We start from the raw sequence: 23,510 nt of genomic DNA on the forward strand, positions 1-23,510 counted from the left end.
CTTCCCATGCAATCACTTTCCGGCCGTACGGCTGTCGCCGGCATCGGCACGACCGAGTTCTCCAAGGAGTCCGGGCGCTCGGAGCTCCAATTGGCCGCCGAGGCGGTGTTCGCCGCGTTGGACGACGCCGGGCTCCAGCCGTCCGACGTGGACGGCATGGTGACCTACACCCAGGACACGAACCAGGAGATCGCCGTCGCCCGCGAGGCCGGCATCGGCGATCTGTCGTTCTTCTCCCGCGTGGAGTATGGCGGTGGGGCGGCCTGCGGCACGGTTCTTCATGCCGCCATGGCGGTGGCGACGGGGGCCGCTCACACGGTCGTGTGCTATCGGGCGTTCAACGAGCGGTCCGGTCGCCGTTTCGGCCAGCCGGACGCCCGGTTGGGGGGCCAGCCCTCGTCGCAGGGACTGGAGATGAGCTGGCATGTGCCGTACGGGCTGATGACCCCGGCGGCGTGGGTGGCCATGTTCGCCCAGCGCTACATGTACCAATACGGCGTTACGTCGGAAGACTTCGGGCGGGTCGCGGTGGCCATGCGGCGGCACGCCTCGACGAATCCGGCCGCGTGGTTCTACGGCAGGCCGATCACCTTGGCGGAGCACCAGAGCTCCAGGTGGATCGTGGAGCCGCTGCACCTGCTGGACTGCTGTCAGGAGAGCGACGGCGCGGTCGCGCTGGTCGTGACCTCCGCCGAGCGCGCCAGAGATCTGCGCCGCCCGGCGGCGGTCATCACGGCCGCCGCCCAGGGTGCGGGCGCGGGGCAGATGATGATGACCAGCTACTACCGCGACGACATGGCCGGTCTGCCCGAGATGGGGGTTGTCGGAAGGCAACTGTGGGAGAAGTCGGGTCTCACTCCGGCCGACATTCAGACGGCCATCTTGTACGACCACTTCACGCCGTTTGTTCTCACGCAGCTGGAGGAGTTGGGGTTCTGCGGCCGGGGGGAGGCCAAACACCTCGTCCAGGACGGCGGCATCGAGATCGACGGCCATCTGCCCGTCAACCCGCACGGCGGACAGCTCGGCGAGGCCTACATTCACGGCATGAACGGCATCGCGGAAGCCGTACGGCAGATCCGTGGAAGCGCGGTGAACCAGGTGCCGAAGGTGCGGAACGTGCTCGTCACGGCCGGGACCGGCGTCCCGACGAGCGGCCTGATCCTGTCGGGCGGCTGAACACCGCCAAGACGGTAGACCGTGATCGCGCGAGAGCCGCGCGGGCCGGAGCGTCCCGCAGGTGCCGCGTCGCGTTCAGATCCCCGTAGCTAAGGGGTGACGATGGTGGGGACGCAGAAGAAGACGATCAACGCGATGGCGAGGCAGATGAGGAAGCCGACGAGCTCCCACACCCAGTCGTAGTGGTGCTCGCCCATCTTGATGGGCTTCACCTTTTTGCCGCCCTTGCCGCCCTTGCCGCCCTTGCCGCGCCGGGCGGCCGCCGCCTCGGTGCGCGTGAGGGTCGGCTCCTTCACGGTGCGCGCCGCCGTGCCGCCCGCCTGAGCCGTGACTCCTGAAGTGGCCTCGGCAGCGGCGCCGGTTGTGGCCCAGGCAGTGGCCTCGGAAGTGACCCGCGAAGCGGCGCCTGGAGCCGAGCCCCGCGTCGGACCCGGCGTCAGGTTCGCCGGCACGCCCAGAGTGCCCAGAATGCTCGGAGAACCTGAAGTCACCGGGGCGCCTGCGGGAGCCGAAGCGTTCTGGGCGGACACGGCACCCCCAAGGCTGGGGGCGTCAGTCGAGGGCGACACGGGCGTGACCGGCAATACGGGCACGTCCGCCGCCATCGCCGCACCGGCGACCGGCACCGAAGCCTCAGCCGCCGAAGCGGCCGGAACGGACGAGGCAGCCGAAGCCATCGGCGGTTTCTCGTCGGTATCGGCCGGTCGGAACGCGTCGAAGCCCTCCGAGGCTTCGGCTTCCATCGGGACGGGAGCGGGCAAGGCCGCCGGTTCGGCCGCACGCCGCTTGCGCGTACGGCTCTCGCCGAGGGCGGCGAGGAGCGCTCCCCGCAGCTTGGGCATGGGCTCGGTGGTGGCCTCGTGCTTGGGCTTCCGTCTCGTCTCCGCCGGGGTGATCGCGCCGGTCTGCACGACGCACGTGTTGCTCACCTGGTCGGGGTTGTTCAGCGGCAGCGGCCAGGTCGGCGTGGTGGGCCAGAGCTTCTTGGTCGGCAGCTTGGGCGCGGCGGTAGCCGTACCGGGGTCCTCGAAGGGCAGCGAGGAGAGCACGCGGGCGCGCACCGCGGCTGACGGGCGGCGCCACGGCAGCCGGGCCAGCACGTCCTCCACCGGGGCGACCCCGATCGCGTCGTAGACCTCGGCGACGTCCCTGGCCACGAAGGGCGCCGACCTGGCCGCCGCCGTCGCGGTCTCCAGCGTCTGCGCGAAGCGCCGCCGGGCGCCGAGCCGCAGCTCCTCGGCGGTGTCGGGCGCCACGTCGAGCACGACCGCCAGTTCCGGCGCCACCAGGCCGCAGACGGCCGACAGGAGCAGAACCTCGCGCTGGTGCGGCCGGATGTCCCGGAAGACCCGCTCGATCAGCGCGGTGGCGGGGTCGGCGATCGAGTCGACGGCGGGGAGGGCGTAGCTGACGTCTCTGCGGTAGATCTCCCGGCGGGCCAGCGCGTAGAGGACGGCGCGCGGCGGCTCGACGGTCGGGACGCCGGTGAAGACCGCCACGATGGCGTCGGCGGCGGAGGCCGACTCACCGAGCTGGTCGTGGCAGTACGCGAACAGGCCGGCGGCGTGACGCTCGTAGAGCTCGGCGATCAGCTCGCTGCGGGAGCGCTGACCGGTGAGCGATGGGGTCACGACCGGCTCCTCTGGGTTCGTGGCGGAGGGGCTGGAGAGGTTCCAGAGAGTAATCATGCCAAGACATCGCGGGTCAGCGCACTATTAGATGCGTTTTTGATAGATATTCAGTCGCGGGTTTCGCGGACCATTGGGATCTCCCGAAACTCGGGCGGACGGGACAGACTAGGCAGGTGCCCTTAGGCTGACGGGCACATCATGTGGCGGGGGCCACGAAAGAGGCCGTCACGCCGGGTGGCTAAGGCAGCCGCTCCTGGGAACAGTGAGGGCGCTCGCGCTGTTGGTTTGATCGCAATTTCAAGGGACGAGGTCCGCGTGATCACATTTGAAGGCGTCACCAAGCGCTACGAGGACGGAACGGTGGCGGTGGACCACCTCAGCCTCGAGGTGCCCACTGGCGCGATCACCGTGTTCGTGGGGCCCTCCGGCTGTGGCAAGACGACCTCGCTCCGCATGATCAACCGAATGATCGACGCCACTTCCGGGCGGATTCTGCTCGACGACCAGGATGTGAAGAACATCGACCCGCCCACGCTGCGGCGCGGCATCGGGTACGTCATCCAGCAGGCCGGCCTTTTCCCGCACCGCAAGATAGTGGACAACGTGGCCACCGTGCCCTATCTCCTGGGCTGGGACAAGAAGAAGGCCCGGGCGCGGGCGATGGAGCTGATGGAGCTGGTCGGCCTCGACCCGAAGCTGGCGGGCCGCTACCCCTTCCAGCTCTCCGGCGGCCAGCAGCAGCGGGTCGGGGTGGCCAGGGCGCTCGCGGCGGACCCGCCCGTGCTGCTGATGGACGAGCCCTTCAGCGCCGTCGACCCGATCGTGCGCGCCAGCCTCCAGGAGGAGCTGCTGCGCCTGCAGTCCGAGCTGCACAAGACGATCGTGTTCGTCACCCACGACATCGACGAGGCCATCAAGCTGGGCGACACGGTCGCCGTCCTGCGCGTCGGAGGGCGGCTGGCGCAGATGGCGGGCCCCGCCACCCTGCTCACCGAGCCCGCCGACGAGTTCGTCCGCGAGTTCCTCGGCCGCGACCGGGGCATCCGGCGGCTGTCGTTCATCTCCGCCAAGAGCGTCCGGCCCGGCGCGGCTCCGCCCGACCTCGTGGTGGACGACGACGACCGGCCCCTCGGGTGGCGCTGGAACGGCGGGCTCGCGCCGTACGGAACGTTCAACCCCGAGCGCGACTCGCTGCGCGCGGTGCTGGACGCGGCCCTGCTCTCGCCGAACGGCACCGCGGTCGCCGTCAACGGTGACGGCCGCGTGGAGGGCGTCGTGACCCGCGAGGCGCTGGACGAGGTCCTCGGCCAGTACGCCGTGGGCGTCCACGAGGACCCCGGCCGCGGCGGGCCCGGCGGGGAGACGGCCGGGGCCGATTCGGGAGCGGCCGATGTGGGAGGGGCCGATCTGGGAGGGGCCGATCTGGGAGGGTCGCCGTCATGAACGACGAGCCGCTGGTCCGCTGGGACTGGATTCTGCGGAACTGGGACAACGGCAGCCCGTCCGCCATCAGGACCCTGCTGGAGAACCACGTCGTGATGGCGTTCCTGCCGGTGGTCTTCGGGCTGCTCATCGCGCTGCCGCTCGGGCTCGCCTGCATGCGCTGGCGCTGGCTCTACCAGCCGACGGCCGGGCTGATGAACGTGACCTACTCGCTGCCGTCGCTCGTGCTTTTCTCGATCTTCCTGTCCGTCACCGGGCTCAGCCAGTCGACGGTGATCCTCCCGCTCACCTTCTTCACGCTGGCCGTGCTGATCCCGGCCGTGGTCGACGGGCTCACCTCGGTTCCGGACCACGTGCGGCAGTCGGCGGTCGCGATGGGATTCCGGCCGCTGCGCCGTCTTCTCCAGGTCGAGTTGCCGGTCGCCGTGCCCGTGGTCCTCGCGGGCCTGCGGGTCGCCACGGTGTCGAGCATCAGCCTGGTCAGCGTCGGCGCGCTGATCGGCCAGGGCGGCCTCGGCAACCTCTTCATCGACGGCTGGCAGCGGCAGTTCTACACGCCGATCGTCGTCGGAATCGCGCTCATCGTGCTGCTCGCCGTGCTCTCCGACGGCCTGCTCGTGCTCGCGCAGCGGCTGCTGACCCCGTGGTCCCGGGCGAGGAGGACGGCGTGAACTGGCTGATCGACTTCTTCGGCGACGCCGCGAACTGGTCCGGCCCCGACGGGATCCCCGCCCGGCTGCTGGAGCACCTGGAGTTCTCGGCCGCCGCCTTCCTCATCGCGGCGTTGGTCGCGGTCCCGCTCGGCATGCTGATCGGCCACACGGGGCGGGGCGCGCTGCTCGTCGTGATCTCCGCGAACGCCGCCCGCGCCCTTCCCACGCTCGGGCTGCTGGTGCTGGTCGTGCTGCTGATCGGCGTCGGGACCGTCCTCCCGGTGCTCGTCCCGCTCGTCGTGCTCGCCATCCCGCCGATCCTGGTCAACACCTACGAGGGCGTGCGCGGAGTGGACCCCGACCTCCGGGACGCGGCGTACGGCATGGGCCTGCGCGGCTACCAGGTCCTCTTCCGGACGTTGACGCCGGTGGCGCTGCCGCTGATCCTGCTGGGCCTGCGGCTCGCCGCGATCCAGGTGGTGTCGACCGCCACCGTGGCCGCGTTCGTCGGCCTGGGCGGGCTCGGACGGTTCATCATCGACGGTCTCGCCACCAAGAGCTACTCCAGCGTCATCGGCGGAGCGGTGCTGATCGCGGCCCTCGCCCTCGCCGTCCAGTTGGGATTCACGCTGCTCAACCGGGCGGTCGTCTCCCCGGGGGTGCGGCAGGTCCGCTAACCTTCCTATTACCCCCCGAATGTGAAGGGATTGCACGATGAGACGTATCCTCAGCGCTGCCGCGGTCGCCCTGACCGCAGCGCTCGCCCTATCCGCGTGTGGTGGAGGGTCGGACCCCCTGACCACAGCCACGACGTCCGCCGCTCCCGCGACCTCGGGGGGAACGGCCGCCAAGGTCGTGGTCGGCTCCTTCAACTTCCCCGAGAGCGTGCTCCTCGGCTCGATCTACGCGCAGGCCCTCCAGGCCAAGGGCGTCACGGTCGAGGAGAAGCCCAACATCGGCAGCCGTGAAGTGGTCTACGACCAGGTGAAGAGCGGCGGGTTGACGATCCTGCCGGAGTACATCGGCTCGCTGAACGCGTTCGTGGACAAGAGCACCACGGCGAAGACCAAGGACGAGATCCTGGCCAACCTCAAGGCCAAGCTTCCGCCGGAGCTGGAGATCCTGGACCCGTCCGCGGCCGAGGACAACAACTCGCTGACGGTCACCAAGGAGACGGCCACCAAGAACAACCTCGCGACGATCGAGGATCTGGCCAAGGTGTCGAAGGGCTTCGTCGTCGGCGGCCCGCCGGAGTTCAAGGAGCGGCAGGAGGCCAACTTCAAGAACGTCTACGGCCTGGAGTTCAAGCAGTGGAAGCCGACCGGCGACACCACCGCTGACGCGATCAAGAGCGGCACGATCCAGGTCGGCAACGTCTTCACGACCGACCCCAAGATCGTGCTGAACGACCTGGTGCCGCTGAAGGACAACAAGAACGCCTTCGGCGCCGAGAACGTCGTCCCGCTGGTCTACAAGGCCGGTGTGAACGACACGGTGACCTCGACCCTCAACGCGATCTCGGCCAAGCTCGACACGGCCACGCTGGTGTCGCTGATGAAGCGGATCGCGGTCGACAAGGACGACCCGCCGGTGGTCGCCAAGGACTGGCTGACCCAGAACGGCCTCCTGTAACCGGAGCCGCCCCCCCTCGCGCGTGATCATGCACAGGTTCCTGGGAAGGTGTTCTGGTCAGGGACAACTCTGCGCGTGATCATGCGCGCAGTCCTGGATCGGTCCTCCATCAGGGAGAACGTCGCTCGTGATCATGCACGCTTTCCCGTGAATGACTGCGGGCCTGCGCCGAGACTCTTGGTGACCATGCGACGCACGGATTGCATGATCGCGAAGGGGAAAGCCGCAGGCCAGGCCCCTGCCCGGGAAACTGTGCATGATCACCACAAGGGTTGGCGCAGCTCAACGGGCTCCGGCGGAACCCGTGCATGATCACTACGAGGGTTGGCGCAGCTCAACGGGCTCTGGCGGAACCCGTGCATGATCACCAACAGTAGTGGTCACCAACAATGGGGAGGGAGGGGCATGTTCACCGAGGCCATGGGGCAGGTGCCGGCGGGGGTCGGCGTGGTGACGGTCAAGGACGGCCGGGACGACGTCGGCACCACCGTGGCGACGCTCATGTCGGTGTCCCTCGACCCTCCGCTGGTCCTTATCAGCCTCGGCGCGGAAAGCTACCTCGCCGAGGTGCTGCTCCGCCGGGACCGCTGGGCGGCCAGCCTGCTCGCCGACGGCCAGCAGGCCATCGCTTCGCGGTTCGCCACCCCGGGCAGGCCCAGCGCCCGACTCCTCCTCGCCGGCGTCCCGCACCACCGCGGGACGCACAGCGAGGCGCTCGTCGTCGACGGCGGCGTGACGGCGCTGGAGGTCGAGACGGCACAGGTCGTCCCGGCCGGGGATCACACCCTGTTCATCGGGGAGGTCCTCGGAGTCGACTACGTCGACCCCGTCAAGGCCCCGCTCGTACGGCTCCGCGCCCGCTACCGCCCCGTGCCGCAGTAGAGGCCGGCGACCCCCGTAGCCGAACCGGGGGTTAGCGGATCGTCCACCAGCCGGGAAGGACGAGCGGGCCGTACGCCGGGAGACCGAGTTCCCCGGCCAGCCGGGCCATCGGGCCCCAGGCCTCCAGCCGGACGCGGGTCAGCGCGGCCGACCTGTCCTCGCTGGACTCCGGCGGCCGTAGCCGCTCCAACGGGTGCATGCGCGGATATGTCCGGACGGTGGCATCGGAGGCGAGCCCGGCCTTCTTACGGGCGAGGGCGAGCGCGTCCTCCAGGCCGCCGAGCTCGTCGACGAGACCGGACTCCCGGGCGTCGGCGCCCGTCCAGACCCGGCCCCTGGCCAGCTCGTGCGCCCTGTCCTTGTCCATGCGGCGCCCATCCGCCACCTTGCCGACGAAGTCGTCGTAGATCCGGTCGAGCCAGGCGTTCACCCGCTCCCACTGGGCGTCGGAGAACTCGCGCGCCGGGGAGAACATCCCGGCGTTGGCGCCTTCCGTGATCGCCTCGGTCACCACGCCGAGCTTGCCCAGCAGCTCCCCGACGACCGGCTTGCCGCCGAACACGCCGATCGATCCGGTGAGCGTGCCGGGCTGGGCCACGATCACGTCGGCGGCCATCGAGACGAAATACCCGCCCGACGCGGCCACGTCGCCCATGGAGATGATCACCGGCTTGCCGGCCTTCCGGGCCAGCACGACCTCACGCCAGATGGCATCGGAGGCGACGTACGACCCGCCGGGGCTGTCCACCCGGAACACGATGGCCTTGACCTTCTCGTCCCTGCGGGCCGAGCGCAGGGCGGCGCAGATCGTGTCGGAGCCCATGGCGCCCCCGCCGCCCAGCGGTGAGCGCCCGCTGCGGCCGAGCCGGATCGAGCCGATGCCGTGGACGAGCGCGACCACGTCCTCGCCGGGGTGCGGCAGCCGCTTCGACAGCACGGACTTGGCGTACCGCGACACATAGAGCAGGTGGGCGTCGTCCTTCACCGTCTCGGCGTAGACCTCGTCCCGGTACTTCAGCGCGTCCACCAGCCCGGCCTCGACGGCTTCGGCGCCGATGAACGGGCCGCGGTCGATCAGCTCACGCACGCGCTGCGGGTCGAGCGAGCGCGCCTCGGCGATGCCGGCCGTAATCTGTTCGGTCACCGACTCGGCGATCCGGGTGGCCGACTCGCGGTGCGGCTCGGTCATGTGGTTCTGGGTGAACATGTTCGCGGCGGTCTTGTACTCGTGCCGCTGGCCGAGCTGATACTCCACGCCGGCCTTGGCGAGCGCGTCCCGGAGGAAGCGCTGTTCGAGCGCGACGCCGGTCAGGCCGACGTCACCGGAGGGCTGGAGGTAGACCTTCTCGAACGCGCTGGCCAGGTAGTAGGGAACGGTCCCGGCCCCGAACTCGCCGAACGTCTCCCCGAACGCGACGGTCCGCTTGCCCGCCGCCCTGAACTGGAGCACGGCGGCGCGCAACTCCTGGACCATGCCGAGCCCGAGCGGGTTGCCGCCTATCTTGACGATCAGCGCCTTGACGCGGGGGTCCTTGCGGGCCCGCTTGAGGCCGGACAGCACGTCGGTGAGGCGCGCCTTGCGCATGGACAGCAGCGCGCCGAGCGGGTCGGCGGGCGGGCCCTCGGACAGCCCCTCGGTCAGATCGAGCTCCAGCACCAGCGGTGCGGTACGGCGCTGCCGCACCCGGTCGACAGTCTCCAAGATCGCCTTAGTCGCGTCCATAAATGCCACCTTAAGCGACGGTGTCCCTATCGACGCGCCTCCCGATTGGTACGGCTTTCGCCTGCTTTCGAGCTGTGCCGTCCGAGGTTGTGGGCGTAGAGGGTGTGCCGTACGAGATGGGGTGCTGTGTCGCGGGAGGCTGCGGGAGACATGTGAAGGCCCCCGCGTCCGGAGACGCGGGGGCCTTGGCCAGCCGCGGTCAGTGGCGGCCGAAGTGGCCCGGGGGGTGGGCTGATACCGCGGCTGGAGTCGATGGATCCACGTGAGCCGAAGGCTGCTCGGCCGGTTACCTCAGGCCGTTGGAGATGGCCGTGATCAGCTCACCGTTCGAGGTGTCCCCGGTGAACTCCCAGAAGAACGCGCCGCCGAGACCCTGGTTCTTGGCGTAGGTCATCTTGCCCGCGATCGTGCTGGGGGTGTCGTAGCTCCACCAGTTGCTGCCGCACTTGGCGTACGCCGTGCCGGCGATGGTGCCGGTCGCCGGGCAGCTGCTCTTGAGGACCTTGTAGTCCTCGATGCCGGCCTCGTACGTTCCGGGCGCCGCACCCGTGGCGGTGCCGCCCGGCGCGCTCTGCGTCACGCCGGTCCACCCGCGGCCGTAGAACCCGATGCCGAGGAGCAGCTTGCTCGCCGGGACGCCGAGGCTCTTCAGCTTCTGGATGGCCGCGTCGGAGTAGTAGTTCGCGATCGGGATGCCGGTGTAGGAGGTGAGCGGCGCGTGCGGCGCGGTCGGTCCCTGCGCGGCCCAGGCCCCGAAGTAGTCGTAGGTCATCACGTCGTACCAGTTGACGTACTGCGCGGCCGTGCCGTACCCGCCGGCGTCGATCTTGCCACCGCTGGTGCCGTCGGCCGTGATGGCCGAGGTGATCAGGTAGCTGGACCCGAACTTGGCGCGCAGCGCCTTCATCAGGTTGGTGTACGCGCTGGTGCCGCTGGTGTCACAGGACAGGCCGCAGGCGTTCGGGTACTCCCAGTCGATGTCGATGCCGTCGAACACGTCGGCCCAGCGCGAGTCCTCGACCACGTTGTAGCAGGAGTTGGCGAACGCCGTCGGGTTGGCCGCCGCCTGCGTGAAGCCGCCCGAGTAGGTCCAGCCGCCGAAGGAGAACAGGACCTTGATGTTCGGGTAGAGCTTCTTCAGCTTGCGCAGTTGGTTGAAGTTGCCGCGCAGCGCGCCCGCATCCCACGTGTCGGACGTGCCGTCCACGCTGGATCCCGCGTCGTAGAACTTGTCGTAGTCGGCGTAGGTGTCCGACAGCGCGCACTGGCCGCCCGCGACGTTGCCGAAGGCGTAGATGATGTGCGTCAGCTTGGCGGCCGAGCCGCTGGTGACGAGGTTCTTCACGTGGTAGTTACGCGCGTAGACGCCCCAGTTGGTGAAGTAGCCGATCACCTTCTTGCCGCCGGGGGGCGGCGTGCCGGTTGGCGTCGGGGTTGGCGTCGGCGTCGGCGTCTTCGTGGGCGTCGGGGTCGGCGTCGGGGTGGGGGTCTTGGTCGGCGTCGGCGTCGGGGTCGGCGTCGGCGTCGGCGTCGGGGTCGGCGTCTTGGTGGGAGTCGGCGTCGGGGTGGAGCCCGAGAGGGGCTTCCACAGGGCCGGGACGTTCGGCGGCTCCCAGCCGGTCAGGGACGTGTGGGCCTGGATGCACTCGTAGTCGACCCCGTTGTAGGTCACCCGCGCGCCGATGGCATAAGAGGTGTTGGGGGCCCAGGCCGCGTAGGCCAGCGCGACCAGCTGGCTCTGGGGAGCGGCGGTGGTGCTGGCGGAGGCGGTCCCGAGGGCGAGCGGCGCGAGGAGCGCCGCTCCGGCGACGAGGGACCCGAGCAGGATCTTTCGCAAGAAAGGCTCCAGGTGGGGGGAGGGAGGACCTGGTAACTCATAGGAAAGTTTCCTATCAGTTGGCCTAACCGTAGAGAACCTGCCATGGCCCGTCAACGCGTTCGCGCGTGGTTAACCCTCACTTAAGCCTCCCCTAAGGTGCGGCGGCCCAACAGAGACCCAGGCCGCGCGTCCGAGGCTAGCTACAGGAACTCTCCCGGAATTGCCGCGTACTCGTCCTGCAGGCGGCTGATGATAGGACGATTTGCTACGAACTTGATCTCGTCGATGGATCGGATAGGCCGGACGCCGATAGCGGCATTCGTGACGAAAGCGGCCTCCATGGCTCCTATTTCATCAAGAGTGATTTCGACGTTCTCAAAGTCGATACCGGCGCGCTCCATGAGATCGGTGACGAGACGCATCGTTACGCCTGGCAGCCAGTTGGACCGCGGCCACAGGACCTTGCCATCTCGAAGGAAAGCGACGTTCCACGTCGCACCTTCGGATACCCGCGACTTGTCATCTATGAACAGGACGTCGTCGTAGCCATCGAGCTGCGCCGCCCGCCGGTGGCGTACAGTCCCGAAGAGACCGACATGCTTGACCTCCGGCAACTCGCGCTCATATTGAGCTGAGCGCAGCTTCAATGCCGGTAACGTCCCAGTCGATGCGGGCCGGGCGGAGACCATGATGCCCGGATTCGCATCGGTCCCCGGATGCCCGAGGTCGAGCGCTGGATCGAACACGGTGACCCGCACGATCGTCGGCAGCGTCACTGCCGTCACCGCACGTCGGACGAGGTGCCGTACGAGATCCATGTCAAGGACGACACCATGGAGGGCTCGACAGTCATGAAGGAGCCGGTCCAAGTGCAGTGAAAGGCCGCGAACCCGTCCGCCCTGCTCCACTCGCATGGAGGTGAAGTGGCCGTAGTTGTAGAGCCCGAGTGCGCTGAGGTCATCAGGTGTGACCGGTCGTCCGTTCAACTCCATGCGATCATCCTCGCATTTCGGGCCCGTGGCGTACGGGAGGTGGCTGCGGGCTGAGGAAGAAGACAGGGGCGGTCCAGGAGCCGGGGCGAAAGGGTGCTCCGCCTTGACGGACGCCTGGACGCGGGAGGCGCATGACTGTCGTAGCTCTCGGGAGGGGCGGTATGGCCCGCCTGCCGGGACGGGGGGATGTACGGCAGGCGGGAGGTCGGGGCTCGGAGGATACGGGGCGCTGACCGTCACGGTTCGGTGGAGGGTGGGGTCTCCATCGCACTCAGGGTCGAGAGCGCGATGAGGTGGATGCCGAAGCGCTGGGCCTCGTCGGCGGCCAACGCGGCGATGGGGAGATCGTCGAGTTGCAGGTGCACGCGGGGTGGCTCGTCGCCGGGGGCGAGAATCAGGTCGAGCCACAGCCGTTGTGAGTTCTGGCCGGCGAGTGTCGCATAGGTGCTCAGCTCGACCGCTCGGAGCCAGGCGTAGTGCACGCGTTCGCCGGGCCGTTCTCCGGTGTGGGTCTCCACGCACCAGGGCGGGCACGATCGGCCGGGGGCGCGGTCGCGCATGCCCGCGACCGAACCGCCGCCGCGCCCCTGTCCGCTCCCGCCACTGATCACGCGGCTCCGGGCCATGCGCCTGACCCTGCTCCTTGTTCCCGGACGCCGACGTGGACGCCATCGATGAGGTCCTGAAGGCGGTCCGAGCAACAGCCGTACCGGAGGAAACAGCGGCCTGAAGGCGTTCCTGGTGGAGAAGCACGCGTGAGTGAGTGTTTGAGAAGGTCGGTAACGGTCTCAGCGTCTCGTCGCCGTGACGGTCGAGGAGTCGCGATCATGGCTGGGTGCCACGCGAGCGCCGCTACCCCTCCGACCTGACCGACGCGCAGTGGGCGCTGATCGAGCCGCTGCTTCCCGCGCCCAACAGGGGCGGTCGGCCGGAAAAGCACTCCCGCCGCGACATCGTCGACGCGATCTTGTACGTGGTCCGCACCGGGTGCGCCTGGCGTCAGCTGCCGTTCGACTTCCCGCCCTGGCAAACGGTGTACTGGTATTTCGTCCGCTGGGAGGAAGCCAAGGTCACCGAGCAGATGCTGGCCGTACTGCGGCGGCGGGTCCGGGCGGCGCAGGGGCGGGCCGAGGAGCCGACCGCGGGGATCATCGACTCCCAGAGCGTGAAGGGTGCCGACACCGTGGGCCGAGAGTCCCGCGGCTACGACGCCGGCAAGAAGGTGAACGGGCGTAAACGGTTCATCGTCACCGACACCCTCGTGTTGCTGCTGGTCGTGTGCGTGATGGCCGCCTCCGTCCAAGACCGCGACGGCGCGAAGACGACCCTCCTGGCCATGTACCTGGTCACGCCGGTCCGGTACGTGTTCGCGGACGCGGGGTTCGCCGGAGCTCTGGTGGAGTGGACCCAGCGGGTCCTGCGTACCGTGCTGCACATCGTCCGCAAGGCGCCGGGCCAGATCGGTTTCACGGTGATTGAGCGGCGTTGGGTCGTCGAACGGTCGCTGGCGTGGCTGACCAGTCACCGCCGCCTGGCCCGGGACTATGAACGTCACCCCGCCACCGCCGAGGCCATGATCCGCTGGGCGGCCATCAACGGCATGGCCCGCCGCCTCACCCGTGGCCGCGCCGCTACACGCCAACAGCGATACGCCATCGACCAGGCGGCGAATTAGCCCTTCTCGAACACGTACTTAAGAGACTTGGAGAAGATCATCGGTCTCTGCCAGGCGGTGACAGATCGACAGAGCCGGATGGCTGCTACTGCTTGCTTGGTCTCATTAGTTGAGTCGTCACTGGAGTGGCCGGGCATGACGGCCTCCACGTACCCGGCGTCGCGCCCATAGTCGCACTCGCACCGAGCGACCCGAGGACCACCAGCCTCAGATCGCGCCTGTGACGACGAGAGCGCCTACGAGGGTCGCGCCGACGTCACCGAGCCATTCGGTCGAGCCCGCGGCTCCGTAGATGTTGCCGTCCACGTCGATCACGGCGACGTGCTCGCCGGGCTGCGTGCCGTCGGCCAGGTCGCCGGTCTCGACGTGAGCGAGCCGGAGCCGCCGGTCATCCGAGACGAACGGGCCGCTCCAGTTACACGACGTTTTGATGCAATCTCGGATCTGCACCGTCAGAGTGCCCCGAATCCCTTCGCCCTTCACCGCCCGCAGTGAGGGCCCGAGCATCAAGAAACCGCTGACGGCGATAGCGAGGCCGACCAGCGCCGTCATGGTCGCGCAGCCGAGGCCGAACGGTTCCTTCGCCTCACCGGCAGGCAGCGCTGAAACCTCGTCAGACATGGTCAGAAGGTACTTGATCGGTCAGTACCTTTGAGTGGCGGGCCAGTCGAGCGAGGCGCATGTTGTCTCGCTGAGCGCACTTTGAGGGGTAACGACGAGGGGGCACCCGACCACCCTGGCGACAAATCGGACGGCCGTCACGCCATCACCCGGCACACTGACGACCTTCTCAAACACGCTCTGAGGAACGATCGTTCTCGCACGGCTTCCTGGAGGGTCTTCGCGCGCCCACATACGGACCGGCCGCGTTGTCCCCGGCTTCGCTGACTGAGACAACGCGGCTCCGTAATTTCTACAGAAAATTCTACGGATAACTTGCGATGAAGATGTCGAATTCCATGTGGGTGGCCTGCCTGCTTGCCGCCGGTGTCCTGGCGACTTCCGGATGCAGCAGGGCGGAGCCTTCTCCAGAAGCGAAGATCACCCCTGCCGTCACCAGCGAAGCCGATCTCAGCCTTCCGTTGGATGCCTACGACCTGGATGTCACTGCTCGGTCAGTCGTGCAGACTGCCCGCTACAAACTGATCAAGGACTGCCTGATTTCGTTTGGGTTGCCCTTCAAGCCACATGACACCCGGCCGGTGACCTACCCCAGGAATGCAACGTACCTGGGCTGGCTGGGTGCTAAGCAGGTGCAGCAGTACGGCTACAGCGGGCCGCCAGGACAGAAACGAGAGGAAGCGGCCGCGGTCACCGGAATTCGCGGCTATGTGATTCCCAAACGCCAGGACGCGGTTCATGTGGGGACGATCCGACGGTATCACGGTAAAGCTGTGCCGGAGGGAGGCTGTGACGGTCTGGCTCAGCGGACACTCAATGGAAATGCACCCGGGCCGGACGGGAAGGTCCCTGCCAAACCCGGCATCTATAAGAACCTTTATGTGTTCATGGACAACGCGTCCGATCTCGCTTATCGAGACTCGCGCATGAAATCCATCGACGAGAGGTGGAGTCGATGCATGCATGCGGCGGGATTCAGCTACCCTGCTCCAGGATACGCAGAATCAGATAGCCGCTGGTCAAGTCGCGGCGGAGAAGAGGCAACGTGGACCCCGCCCACCGCGGCGGAATTACGGGTCGCACGTGCCGACGAAAGATGCCGGTTGCAGGTTGACTACAGCGGAGCCAGGCGGGCCATCTACAGGGACGCGCAGCAGAAGATCATCGATGCGAACAGGCCGGCACTGGACAGATTGAGGACCCTGCTTGAAACGCGGTACGCGAATGCGGTCAACGTGATGAAGTGATCTCGGCCTCGATGGCTCAGGTTCGGGCCGTGCTGGTTGATGGGGTTCGGCTTGGAGGACGGTTCCTCCTGATCGCCCTGTTCGTTCGTCTCGGCATCGAGATTCTCCGCGGCCGATCCTGATCACTCTGTCGCTGCGGCCTCACCGGGACGCTCGGTCGCTTCGGTTGGCTGCGCGGTCTTCTCCTGCTGAGCCCCGGGGTTGCGCAGCCAGATGGCGCCGAGGGGCGGGACGCGGAGCCGTGCGGAGAAGGGCAGGCCGTGGCGCGGGATGTCGGTGGCTTCGACCGAGCCGAGGTTGCCCACCCCGCTTCCGGCGTACTCGTACCCGTCGGTGTTGAGGACCTCCTCCCAGGTGCCGCCGAAGGGCAGGCCGAGGTGGTAGTCCTCATGGGGACCACCGGAGAAGTTGGCGACGCAGGCCAGGACCGAGCCGTCCGAGCCGGAGCGCAGGAAGGAGAACACGTTCCCCGGCGCGTCGTCGGCGTCGATCCAGCGGAAGCCGTCCGGCGTGAAGTCCTGCGAATAAAGGGCGGGCGTGTCGCGATATATCCAGTTGAGGTCGCGAACCAGCCGCTGCACGCCCTGGTGGAAGTCGAAGTCCAGCACCCACCAGTCGAGGCCCTTCGCCTCCGACCACTCGGAGCCCTGGCCGAACTCGCCGCCCATGAAGAGAAGCTGCTTGCCCGGGTGCGCCCACATGAATGCGTACAGCGCCCGCAAACCCGCGAAGCGCTGCCACTCGTCGCCGGGCATCTTCGCCAGGAGCGACCCCTTCAGATGCACGACCTCGTCATGCGAGAGCGGCAGCACGAAGTTCTCCGAGTAGGCGTACATCAGGGAGAACGTCATCTGATGGTGGTGGTACTGCCGGAAGATCGGCTCGTGGGCCAGGTAGTTGAGCGTGTCGTGCATCCAGCCCATGTTCCACTTGAAGCCGAAGCCGAGCCCGCCGAGGTGCACGGGCCGGGACACGCCGGGCCACGCGGTCGACTCCTCCGCGATCGTCACGATTCCGGGGGCCTCGCGGTAGCTGACCGAGTTCATCTCCTTGAGGAACTCGATCGCGTCCAGATTCTCCCTGCCGCCGTAGACGTTGGGCGTCCACTCGCCCTCGCGCCGGGAGTAGTCGAGGTAGAGCATCGAGGCCACGGCGTCCACCCGCAGCCCGTCGATGTGGAACTCCCTGAGCCAGTAGACGGCGTTGGCGACCAGGAAGTTGCGGACCTCCCGGCGGCCGAAGTCGAAGACGTAGGTGCCCCAGTCCGGGTGCTCCCCGCGGGCCGGGTCCGCGTGCTCGTAGAGCGGCGTGCCGTCGAAGCGGGCGAGAGCCCACTCGTCCATGGGGAAGTGCGCCGGGACCCAGTCGACGATCACGCCGATGCCCGCCTGGTGCAGCTCGTCGACCAGGTGACGGAAGTCGTCCGGCGACCCGAACCGCGAGGTCGGGGCGTAGTAGGACGTCACCTGGTAGCCCCACGACCCGCCGAACGGGTGCTCCGCCACCGGGAGGAACTCCACGTGCGTGAAGCCCATGTCCTTGACGTAGGCCACCAGTTCGGAGGCGAGCTCCCGGTAGGACAGGCCACGCCGCCAGGAGCCGAGATGCACCTCGTAGGTGCTCATCGGCTCGGCGAGGGCGTCGCGGGCGGGCCGGGCCGCCATCCACTCGTCGTCCCGCCAGTCATAGTCCGACCGCTCCACGATGGAGGCGGTCGCCGGAGGCACCTCGGTGCGACGCGCCATCGGGTCGGCCTTCTCCCGCCACACGCCGTCCATGCCGAGGATCTGGAACTTGTACCGGGCGCCCGGCCCGATGTCCGGGATGAACAGCTCCCACACGCCGGACCGGCCGAGCGAGCGCATCGGGTGCGCCCCGCCGTTCCAGTGGTTGAAGTCGCCGATCACCCGCACTCCCTGGGCGTTCGGCGCCCACACGGCGAACGCGGTGCCGTCGGTGTCCTCGTGGCGGAGCGCCCGCGCGCCGAGCACCTCCCACAGCCGCTCGTGCCGCCCCTCGCCGATCAGGTGCAGGTCGATCTCACCAAGCGTCGGCCAGTGCCGGTACGGGTCTCCCGTCTCGTACGGCTCGGCCCCCGGGTAGGTGATCCGCAGCCGGTAGTCGGGGATCTTGTCGATTCCGGGGAGGGTCACCTCGAACACTCCGAAGGCGACATGGGCCAACTCGTGCGCCTCGCCGTCGACCAGAGCCTCGATCTTCTCGGCGAAGGGCCGCAGCGTCCTGATCGTCACGCCGTCGGGGCCCGGATGGGCGCCGAGTATCGAGTGCGGGTCGTGGTGCGCGCCGCCTGCCAGCCGGTCCAAATCCATGTGCCTTACCCTGCCTTCAAAATGCTTCAGAACCGTCCGACATGCTGACAAATCCGCATAGCTGACGCCTCAGCTGAACGCCGAGAGCGGGATGGGGAGCCACGAGGGGCGGTTGCGCGCCTCATAGACGACCTCGTAGACCGCCTTGCTCAGCTCCAGTGCCCGGAGGAGGACCGCGTCGCGGCCGCGGACCCGGCCGCCGCCCTCCGAGTATCCCGCGAGGAAGGCGGCCCGGTTGTGCGCGGCCCATTCCTGTGCCCGTTTCTCCAGCGACGGCTCATGCGACTCGGCGCGCGGATGGCCGGCCAGGAGGTGCCGCGCAGCGTAGTCGAACGACCGCAGCATCCCCGCGACGTCCCGCAACGGCGAGTCCAGCGCCCGCCGCTCGGTGAGCGGCTGGCCGGGCTCGCCCTCGAAGTCGAGCACGACCCAGTCGGCGTGGGTCCGCATCACCTGCCCGAGGTGGTAATCCCCGTGGACCCGCTGGACGGGCACCTCGTGGTCGAGGTCCGCCATGCGGTCGAACGCCTCGGCCGCCACGTGCGCGTGACCGGCCAGCGCCGGCACCTCGGCCACCGCCCTGTCCAGCCGGCGGCGGAACCGCTCGGTCATCCGCTTGATCTCCGGCGGCTCGATTACCCCGGTCGGGAAGGCTTCGGCCAGCTCGCCGTGGACCTGGGCGGTGGCCGTGCCGAGCCGGAACGCCTCCGCCGAGAAGTCGCCGCCCGCGTCCTCCGCGGCGAGGCCGGGCGGGGATGCGTACAGGTCCCGCACGCTGGTGAGGGCCATCGTCCAGCCCTCGCCCGCGTTCTTCAGGTACTCCTGCATGATGGCCAGCGTGGTCGGCTCGCCGTCCAGCTCGGTCTCGATCCAGCCGTACGGCTTGGCGATGTGAGTGGAGCCGGCCGCCGCCAGCGCGGTGACCACCTCCAGCTCCGGATTGGTTCCGGGGCTGAGCTGGCGGAACAGCTTCATGATGTATCGGTCGCCGAAGACGAGCGACGTGTTCGACTGCTCGGCGGTCAGCACGAGGCTGCGCTGAGAGGTGTCGATGGCGGCGCCGGGCGCGTGGTGGAACCCGAGATCGTGTGCGCGCAGCCCGGAATCCATGCCGGTGAGGAACCGGGACGTCAGCGACGCGTCGTGGGCGGCGTCGTACGCCTGCCGCTCGCGGCCGTCCCAGTCACAGGAGCCGATGAGGACGTGCTTCAGCCGGTCCGGCAGGTCCGTCCGCAGGCCGACCGGGATCTGGTAGCGCGTCCTGCGCTCGCCCTGCCGTACGGACACGATGAGGTGGACCAGCCGCGGGTCGCCCGTGTCTGGGCCGCCCGTGTTCGGGCCGCCTGTGTTCACGCCGCCCATATCGAGTTCGGTCAGGGATTCGACGGACAGGTCATCGATCGCACGCCCCTTGCCGGCGAACCACCGCTGTCCGGTGATCCAGCCGGCGAGAAGCTCCTGAAGTGAAGTCGTCACTCCTCCTTCGTGCCGACCGCCCTCGGGGGTACGGGCAGTGTGAACCAATAGAACCCATGCCCCGGAAGCGTCAAAAGATACGGAAGCTCGCCGATTGGGGGGAAAGGAACTCCGCCCATGCACTCGACGGGCATCGATCCCTCGAATCTGCGCAGGTCGAGCTCGACAGGTTGGGGGAAGCGCGACAGGTTGTTGACGCACAGCACCCGGTCGTCGCCGAGCTCGCGGACGAACGCGAGGACGCTCGGGTTGGAGGAGTTCAGCTCGGTGAAGTCGCCCAGGCCGAACACCGGGTGGCGCTTGCGGATCTCGATCATCCGCTTCGTGAAGTGCAGGAGGGAGCTGGCGCTCTTCTGCTGGGCCTCGACGTTGATCGCCTGGTAGCCGTAGATCGGGTCCATGATCACCGGCAGGTAGAGGCGGCCGGGGTCGCAGTCGGAGAAGCCCGCGTTGCGGTCGGGCGTCCACTGCATCGGCGTGCGGACGCCGTCGCGGTCACCGAGCCAGATGTTGTCGCCCATGCCGATCTCGTCGCCGTAGTACAGCACGGGCGAGCCCGGCAGGCTCATCAGCAGGGCGGTGAACAGCTCGATCTGGTTGCGGTCGTTGTCGAGGAGCGGCGCGAGGCGGCGGCGGATGCCGACGTTGGCCCGCATCCTCGGGTCCTTGGCGTACTCCGAGTACATGTAGTCGCGCTCTTCGTCGGTGACCATCTCGAGCGTGAGCTCGTCGTGGTTCCTGAGGAAGATGCCCCACTGGCAGTTCTCGGGGATCTTGGGCGTCTGGGCGAGGATCTCCGAGATCGGGTAGCGGGACTCCCGCCGGACCGCCATGAAGATGCGCGGCATGAGGGGGAAGTGAAACGCCATGTGGCATTCGTCACCGCCGGTGACCGGGTCGCCGAAATACTCCACCACGTCGGCCGGCCACTGATTGGCCTCTGCCAGCAGCACGCGGTCGGGGTAGAGGCGGTCCACCTCCGCCCGGACCCGCTTCAGGTACGCGTGGGTCTCGGGGAGGTTCTCGCAGTTGGTCCCGTCCTGCTCGAACAGGTAGGGGATGGCGTCCATCCGGAAGCCGTCGATGCCGAGGTCGAGCCAGAAGCGCAGGACCTCCAGCATCGCGTCCTGCACGGCCGGGTTCTCGTAGTTGAGGTCCGGCTGGTGGTGGAAGAAGCGGTGCCAGTAGTACTGCCCCCGGACCGGGTCGTGGGTCCAGTTGGACGACTCGGTGTCGATGAAGATGATCCGGGCGTCCTGGTACTTCTCCTCGGTGTCGCTCCACACGTAGAAGTCGCCGAACGGCCCGTCGGGGTCGTTGCGGGAGGCCTGGAACCAGGGGTGCTGGTCGCTCGTGTGGTTCATGACGAGGTCGGCGATCACGCGGATGCCGCGCTTGTGCGCCTCGTCGACGAGCCTGATGAAGTCACCCAGATCACCGAAGTCCGGGAGGATCTTCATGAAGTCCGCGATGTCGTAGCCGCCGTCGCGGAGCGGGGATTCGTACAGCGGCAGCAGCCAGAGGCAGTCGACGCCGAGCCACTGGATGTAGTCGAGCTTGTCGATGAGGCCGCGGATGTCGCCGGTGCCGTCCCCGTTCGAGTCGGCGAAGCCGCGGATAAGCACCTCGTAGAAAACAGCCCGTTTGTACCAGTACTGGTCCCGCGGCTTCTCGTGCGTGAAGGTATTCGGGATGGGCTGGTTCGCGCTGGGCTGAGGTGTGGGCTGAGGTGTCGAGCTCACCTTTTGACTCCCCGGTTGTGCAGGGCTGCGCTCACGGGCGGTGCGCTGACCCGTGGCGGAGCGTGAAGATATGTGCGGGATTGACATGCGGGTCGAGACGCACGTAGTTGGCCTGCCGCCAACGGTACGACTCGCCCGACAGTTCGTCGTCCACGACGAACTCGGCTTGCCAGTCGAGACCGAGAGCGGGCATGTCCAGCCGGACAGTCGCCTCGCGGGTGTTATGCGGATCCAGATTGACGACGGCCAGAACAACATCGCCTAGGCCGTGCCGTCGTGTGGCCGTGTCGTAGGCGCCGGGCAGTCGCTTTGAGAAGCAGATCAGGTCCGGCTGGTCGACGCTATGGAACCGTAGGTTACGCAATTCCTGGAGCGCCGGGTGGGCTCTTCTCAACAAATTGAGGCGCGTGATGAAGGGCGCGAGGCTCCGGCCCTCACGCTCGGCCGCCGCCCAGTCACGCGGCCTGTACTGATATTTCTCGCTATCGAGGTACTCCTCGCTGCCGGGCCGGACGGCCACGTTCTCCGCCAGCTCGTATCCCGCGTAGACGCCCCAGCTCGGCGCCATCAGCGCGGCGAGGACCGCTCTGATCTTGAACGCCGGAACGCCTCCATGTTGAAGGTACTCGTGGAGGATGTCGGGGGTGTTAACGAACAGGTTCGGGCGCAGGAAGTGCGACGTCTCGTGGGACAGCTCCGCCAGGTAGTCCTCCACCTCGGGCTTGGAGTTCTTCCAGGTGAAGTAGGTGTACGACTGATGGAACCCGACCTTCGCGAGGGTTCGCATCATCGCCGGGCGGGTGAACGCCTCGGACAGGAACAGCACGTCGGGGTCGGTGGCGTTGATGTCCGCGAGCAGCCGCTCCCAGAAGCTCACCGGCTTGGTGTGCGGGTTGTCCACCCGGAAGATCCGCACGCCGTGGTCCATCCACAGCCGGACCACCCGCTTCACCTCGGCGTAGATCCCCTCCGGGTCCTTGTCGAAGTTCAGTGGGTAGATGTCCTGATACTTCTTCGGAGGGTTCTCGGCGTACGCGATGGTCCCGTCGGCCCTGATGTTGAACCACTCCGGGTGCTCCTTGACCCACGGGTGGTCGGGGGAGCACTGGAGGGCGAGGTCGAGGGCGATCTCCATGCCGAGCTCCCTCGCCCGGGTCACGAAGTCGTCGAAGTCCTCGAACGTGCCGAGGTCGGGATGGATCGCGTCATGCCCGCCGTCCTCCGAGCCGATCGCCCACGGCGATCCCGGGTCGTACGGCTCGGGGGTGAGGGTGTTGTTGCGCCCCTTGCGGAACTGCGTGCCGATCGGGTGGATCGGAGGCAGGTAGACGACGTCGAACCCCATCTGCGCGACGGCCGGCAGCCGCTTCGCCGCAGTCCGGAAATTTCCGGACTTGGGGGCTACGCCGGTATCCGATGCGACGCTGCGCGTCGCGGCTCGGTCGCTGATAACCGGCGGCTTCCCTCGTCGCTCGTCCGCTCGTTCCTCGCTCCCTTGCTCCTCAGTCCAGCCACCGGCGCTCCCTCGCGGCTCGACCTCGGCGCCCTCGGAGCGCGGGAAGAACTCGTACCACGACCCGAACAGCGCCCGCCGCCGGTCCACCCGGATCCGGTTCCTGCCGGACCGCGTGACCAGGTCGCGCAGCGGATGCGCGGCGATCAGGGCGGCCGTCTCCGGGAGCTGCGTCACCGCGAAGCGGGCGCGCGGGTCCACGTCGTCGTCGCGCAGCTTCGCCGCGACCGCCTGCAGCGCGCTCCGATGCCCGCACGCCGGACCGCCGTTCGCGCTCCGGCAGTCCGCGGCCCGTACGGCTCTCGCCGCCCGATCGAACAGCCGGGCGCCCTCCTCGCACATGAGGTCGGCGTCCATGCCGCGCGGGATCTTGATTCCCGCGTCGTGCAGCCACGTGGCGATGGGGTCGCTCCACGCCTCCACGCGGAAGTGCCACAGCCCCTCGTCGGGCAGGTGCACCTCCACGCTCCACCGGTCGGTGCCCGGCGCGACCTCGCGCATGGGCATCAGCCGCCCCGGCGTCCCGCTCGGGTCGATCAGCACGACCCCGGCGGCCACCGCGTCGTGTCCCTCCCGGAACACGATGGCGCTGATCTCGAAGGTCTCACCGGCCGCGGCCTTCGCGGGCAGCCGCCCGCACTCGACGACGGGGTGGATGTCCTGGATTGGGATTCTTCCGATCATCGTCACTCAAGTTAGCGACGGCACGCCCGGTGCCGCCGGATTTCGGCGCAGGATTGATCTTCTTTGTCGGGCGATCTCACGGGAGACCACCGTCTTGGTGGATCTAATGCCCACTTCCCCGATGGGTGCTTCCTTCACGTGGCTTCGCGGGCAGTTTCGGACAACTTCAGGGTGATACGGGTGATCTGTGCTGATTATGCTGATCTTGCTGGTACCCCCGTTGCGCCGGTTTCGGGCAGCACAAGGAGAGACCCATTGGGGGGCCGGC

At 68.1% G+C, this 23,510-nt stretch carries 18 protein-coding genes; 8 read left to right on the forward strand and 10 right to left on the reverse strand.

Annotated elements, in window-relative coordinates:
* Positions 1-6 precede the first annotated feature (6 nt).
* Positions 7-1,179, forward strand: coding sequence for a lipid-transfer protein (locus N5079_RS14000; protein WP_261584101.1), 1,173 nt, complete (start codon positions 7-9; stop codon positions 1,177-1,179).
* Positions 1,180-1,268: 89 nt separating this feature from the next.
* Here N5079_RS14000 and N5079_RS14005 read toward each other — a convergent pair whose 3' ends face one another.
* A complete protein-coding gene (locus N5079_RS14005) occupies positions 1,269-2,810 on the reverse strand; it encodes an RNA polymerase sigma factor (protein ID WP_261584102.1) in 1,542 nt (513 codons plus the stop codon).
* A 315-nt stretch (positions 2,811-3,125) separates the two neighbouring features.
* On the opposite strand from N5079_RS14005, the gene N5079_RS14010 reads away from it, so the two are divergent.
* From N5079_RS14010 to N5079_RS14030, 5 genes are all read left to right on the forward strand, one after another.
* On the forward strand, positions 3,126-4,253 hold the full coding sequence (locus N5079_RS14010; RefSeq protein WP_261584103.1) for an ABC transporter ATP-binding protein: 1,128 nt from the start codon (positions 3,126-3,128) through the stop codon (positions 4,251-4,253).
* Positions 4,250-4,924 carry an ABC transporter permease gene (locus N5079_RS14015; protein WP_261584105.1) on the forward strand — a complete coding sequence of 225 codons (675 nt, stop codon included), beginning with the start codon at positions 4,250-4,252 and terminating at the stop codon, positions 4,922-4,924. The genes N5079_RS14010 and N5079_RS14015 overlap by 4 nt, the downstream gene beginning before the upstream one ends.
* Complete coding sequence (locus tag N5079_RS14020; RefSeq protein WP_261584107.1) at positions 4,921-5,583, forward strand: ABC transporter permease; 663 nt, start codon at positions 4,921-4,923, stop codon at positions 5,581-5,583. Before N5079_RS14015 ends, N5079_RS14020 begins: the two co-directional genes overlap by 4 nt.
* A gap of 37 nt (positions 5,584-5,620) precedes the next feature.
* Positions 5,621-6,538 (forward strand): ABC transporter substrate-binding protein, encoded by a 918-nt coding sequence (locus tag N5079_RS14025; RefSeq protein ID WP_261584108.1) that lies wholly within the window; start codon positions 5,621-5,623, stop codon positions 6,536-6,538.
* Between the two features lie 405 nt (positions 6,539-6,943).
* On the forward strand, positions 6,944-7,420 hold the full coding sequence (locus N5079_RS14030; protein ID WP_261584109.1) for a flavin reductase family protein: 477 nt from the start codon (positions 6,944-6,946) through the stop codon (positions 7,418-7,420).
* Positions 7,421-7,451: 31 nt separating this feature from the next.
* Here N5079_RS14030 and sppA read toward each other — a convergent pair whose 3' ends face one another.
* From sppA to N5079_RS14050, 4 genes are all read right to left on the reverse strand, one after another.
* Positions 7,452-9,143: a signal peptide peptidase SppA gene (sppA, locus tag N5079_RS14035; protein WP_261584110.1), complete on the reverse strand. Its 1,692-nt coding sequence runs from the start codon at positions 9,141-9,143 to the stop codon at positions 7,452-7,454.
* 286 nt (positions 9,144-9,429) lie between these two features.
* Complete coding sequence (locus tag N5079_RS14040) at positions 9,430-10,980, reverse strand: glycosyl hydrolase family 18 protein (protein ID WP_261584112.1); 1,551 nt, start codon at positions 10,978-10,980, stop codon at positions 9,430-9,432.
* 182 nt (positions 10,981-11,162) lie between these two features.
* Positions 11,163-11,954, reverse strand: a complete 792-nt coding sequence (locus N5079_RS14045; protein WP_261584113.1) for an aminotransferase class IV family protein — start codon at positions 11,952-11,954, stop codon at positions 11,163-11,165.
* 236 nt (positions 11,955-12,190) lie between these two features.
* Positions 12,191-12,580 carry a hypothetical protein gene (locus N5079_RS14050; RefSeq protein ID WP_261584114.1) on the reverse strand — a complete coding sequence of 130 codons (390 nt, stop codon included), beginning with the start codon at positions 12,578-12,580 and terminating at the stop codon, positions 12,191-12,193.
* Positions 12,581-12,789: 209 nt separating this feature from the next.
* On the opposite strand from N5079_RS14050, the gene N5079_RS14055 reads away from it, so the two are divergent.
* Positions 12,790-13,629: an IS5 family transposase gene (locus tag N5079_RS14055; RefSeq protein ID WP_261584115.1), complete on the forward strand. Its 840-nt coding sequence runs from the start codon at positions 12,790-12,792 to the stop codon at positions 13,627-13,629.
* A 207-nt stretch (positions 13,630-13,836) separates the two neighbouring features.
* On the opposite strand, the gene N5079_RS14060 is transcribed toward N5079_RS14055, so the two are convergent.
* Positions 13,837-14,250: a hypothetical protein gene (locus N5079_RS14060; protein WP_261584116.1), complete on the reverse strand. Its 414-nt coding sequence runs from the start codon at positions 14,248-14,250 to the stop codon at positions 13,837-13,839.
* A gap of 320 nt (positions 14,251-14,570) precedes the next feature.
* On the opposite strand from N5079_RS14060, the gene N5079_RS14065 reads away from it, so the two are divergent.
* Positions 14,571-15,497, forward strand: coding sequence for a hypothetical protein (locus N5079_RS14065; protein WP_261584117.1), 927 nt, complete (start codon positions 14,571-14,573; stop codon positions 15,495-15,497).
* 122 nt (positions 15,498-15,619) lie between these two features.
* Here the strand turns inward: N5079_RS14065 and glgB are convergent, their stop codons facing one another.
* From glgB to N5079_RS14085, 4 genes are all read right to left on the reverse strand, one after another.
* Entirely contained in the window at positions 15,620-17,827 is a 2,208-nt protein-coding gene (gene glgB, locus N5079_RS14070; protein WP_261584118.1) for a 1,4-alpha-glucan branching protein GlgB, read from the reverse strand.
* Positions 17,828-17,896: 69 nt separating this feature from the next.
* Positions 17,897-19,303: a maltokinase N-terminal cap-like domain-containing protein gene (locus N5079_RS14075; RefSeq protein ID WP_261584121.1), complete on the reverse strand. Its 1,407-nt coding sequence runs from the start codon at positions 19,301-19,303 to the stop codon at positions 17,897-17,899.
* Positions 19,300-21,045 (reverse strand): maltose alpha-D-glucosyltransferase, encoded by a 1,746-nt coding sequence (gene treS, locus N5079_RS14080; protein WP_261584122.1) that lies wholly within the window; start codon positions 21,043-21,045, stop codon positions 19,300-19,302. The genes N5079_RS14075 and treS overlap by 4 nt, the downstream gene beginning before the upstream one ends.
* A gap of 31 nt (positions 21,046-21,076) precedes the next feature.
* Positions 21,077-23,242, reverse strand: coding sequence for an alpha-1,4-glucan--maltose-1-phosphate maltosyltransferase (locus N5079_RS14085; RefSeq protein WP_261584123.1), 2,166 nt, complete (start codon positions 23,240-23,242; stop codon positions 21,077-21,079).
* Positions 23,243-23,510 lie beyond the last annotated feature (268 nt).

The organism is Planotetraspora sp. A-T 1434 (genome assembly GCF_025420585.1).
Classification (GTDB): domain Bacteria; phylum Actinomycetota; class Actinomycetes; order Streptosporangiales; family Streptosporangiaceae; genus JAOEGB01.

Bases quoted from the DNA above. Each gene is read 5' to 3' on its own strand.
- N5079_RS14000 (WP_261584101.1), top strand. From the start codon at position 7: ATGCAATCACTTTCCGGCCGTACGGCTGTCGCCGGCATCGGCACGACC.
- N5079_RS14015 (WP_261584105.1), top strand. From the start codon at position 4,250: ATGAACGACGAGCCGCTGGTCCGCTGGGACTGGATTCTGCGGAACTGG.
- N5079_RS14025 (WP_261584108.1), top strand. From the start codon at position 5,621: ATGAGACGTATCCTCAGCGCTGCCGCGGTCGCCCTGACCGCAGCGCTC.
- N5079_RS14030 (WP_261584109.1), top strand. From the start codon at position 6,944: ATGTTCACCGAGGCCATGGGGCAGGTGCCGGCGGGGGTCGGCGTGGTG.
- sppA (WP_261584110.1), bottom strand. From the start codon at position 9,143: ATGGACGCGACTAAGGCGATCTTGGAGACTGTCGACCGGGTGCGGCAG.
- N5079_RS14045 (WP_261584113.1), bottom strand. From the start codon at position 11,954: ATGGAGTTGAACGGACGACCGGTCACACCTGATGACCTCAGCGCACTC.
- N5079_RS14050 (WP_261584114.1), bottom strand. From the start codon at position 12,580: ATGGCCCGGAGCCGCGTGATCAGTGGCGGGAGCGGACAGGGGCGCGGC.
- N5079_RS14060 (WP_261584116.1), bottom strand. From the start codon at position 14,250: ATGTCTGACGAGGTTTCAGCGCTGCCTGCCGGTGAGGCGAAGGAACCG.
- N5079_RS14065 (WP_261584117.1), top strand. From the start codon at position 14,571: ATGAAGATGTCGAATTCCATGTGGGTGGCCTGCCTGCTTGCCGCCGGT.
- glgB (WP_261584118.1), bottom strand. From the start codon at position 17,827: ATGGATTTGGACCGGCTGGCAGGCGGCGCGCACCACGACCCGCACTCG.
- N5079_RS14085 (WP_261584123.1), bottom strand. From the start codon at position 23,242: ATGATCGGAAGAATCCCAATCCAGGACATCCACCCCGTCGTCGAGTGC.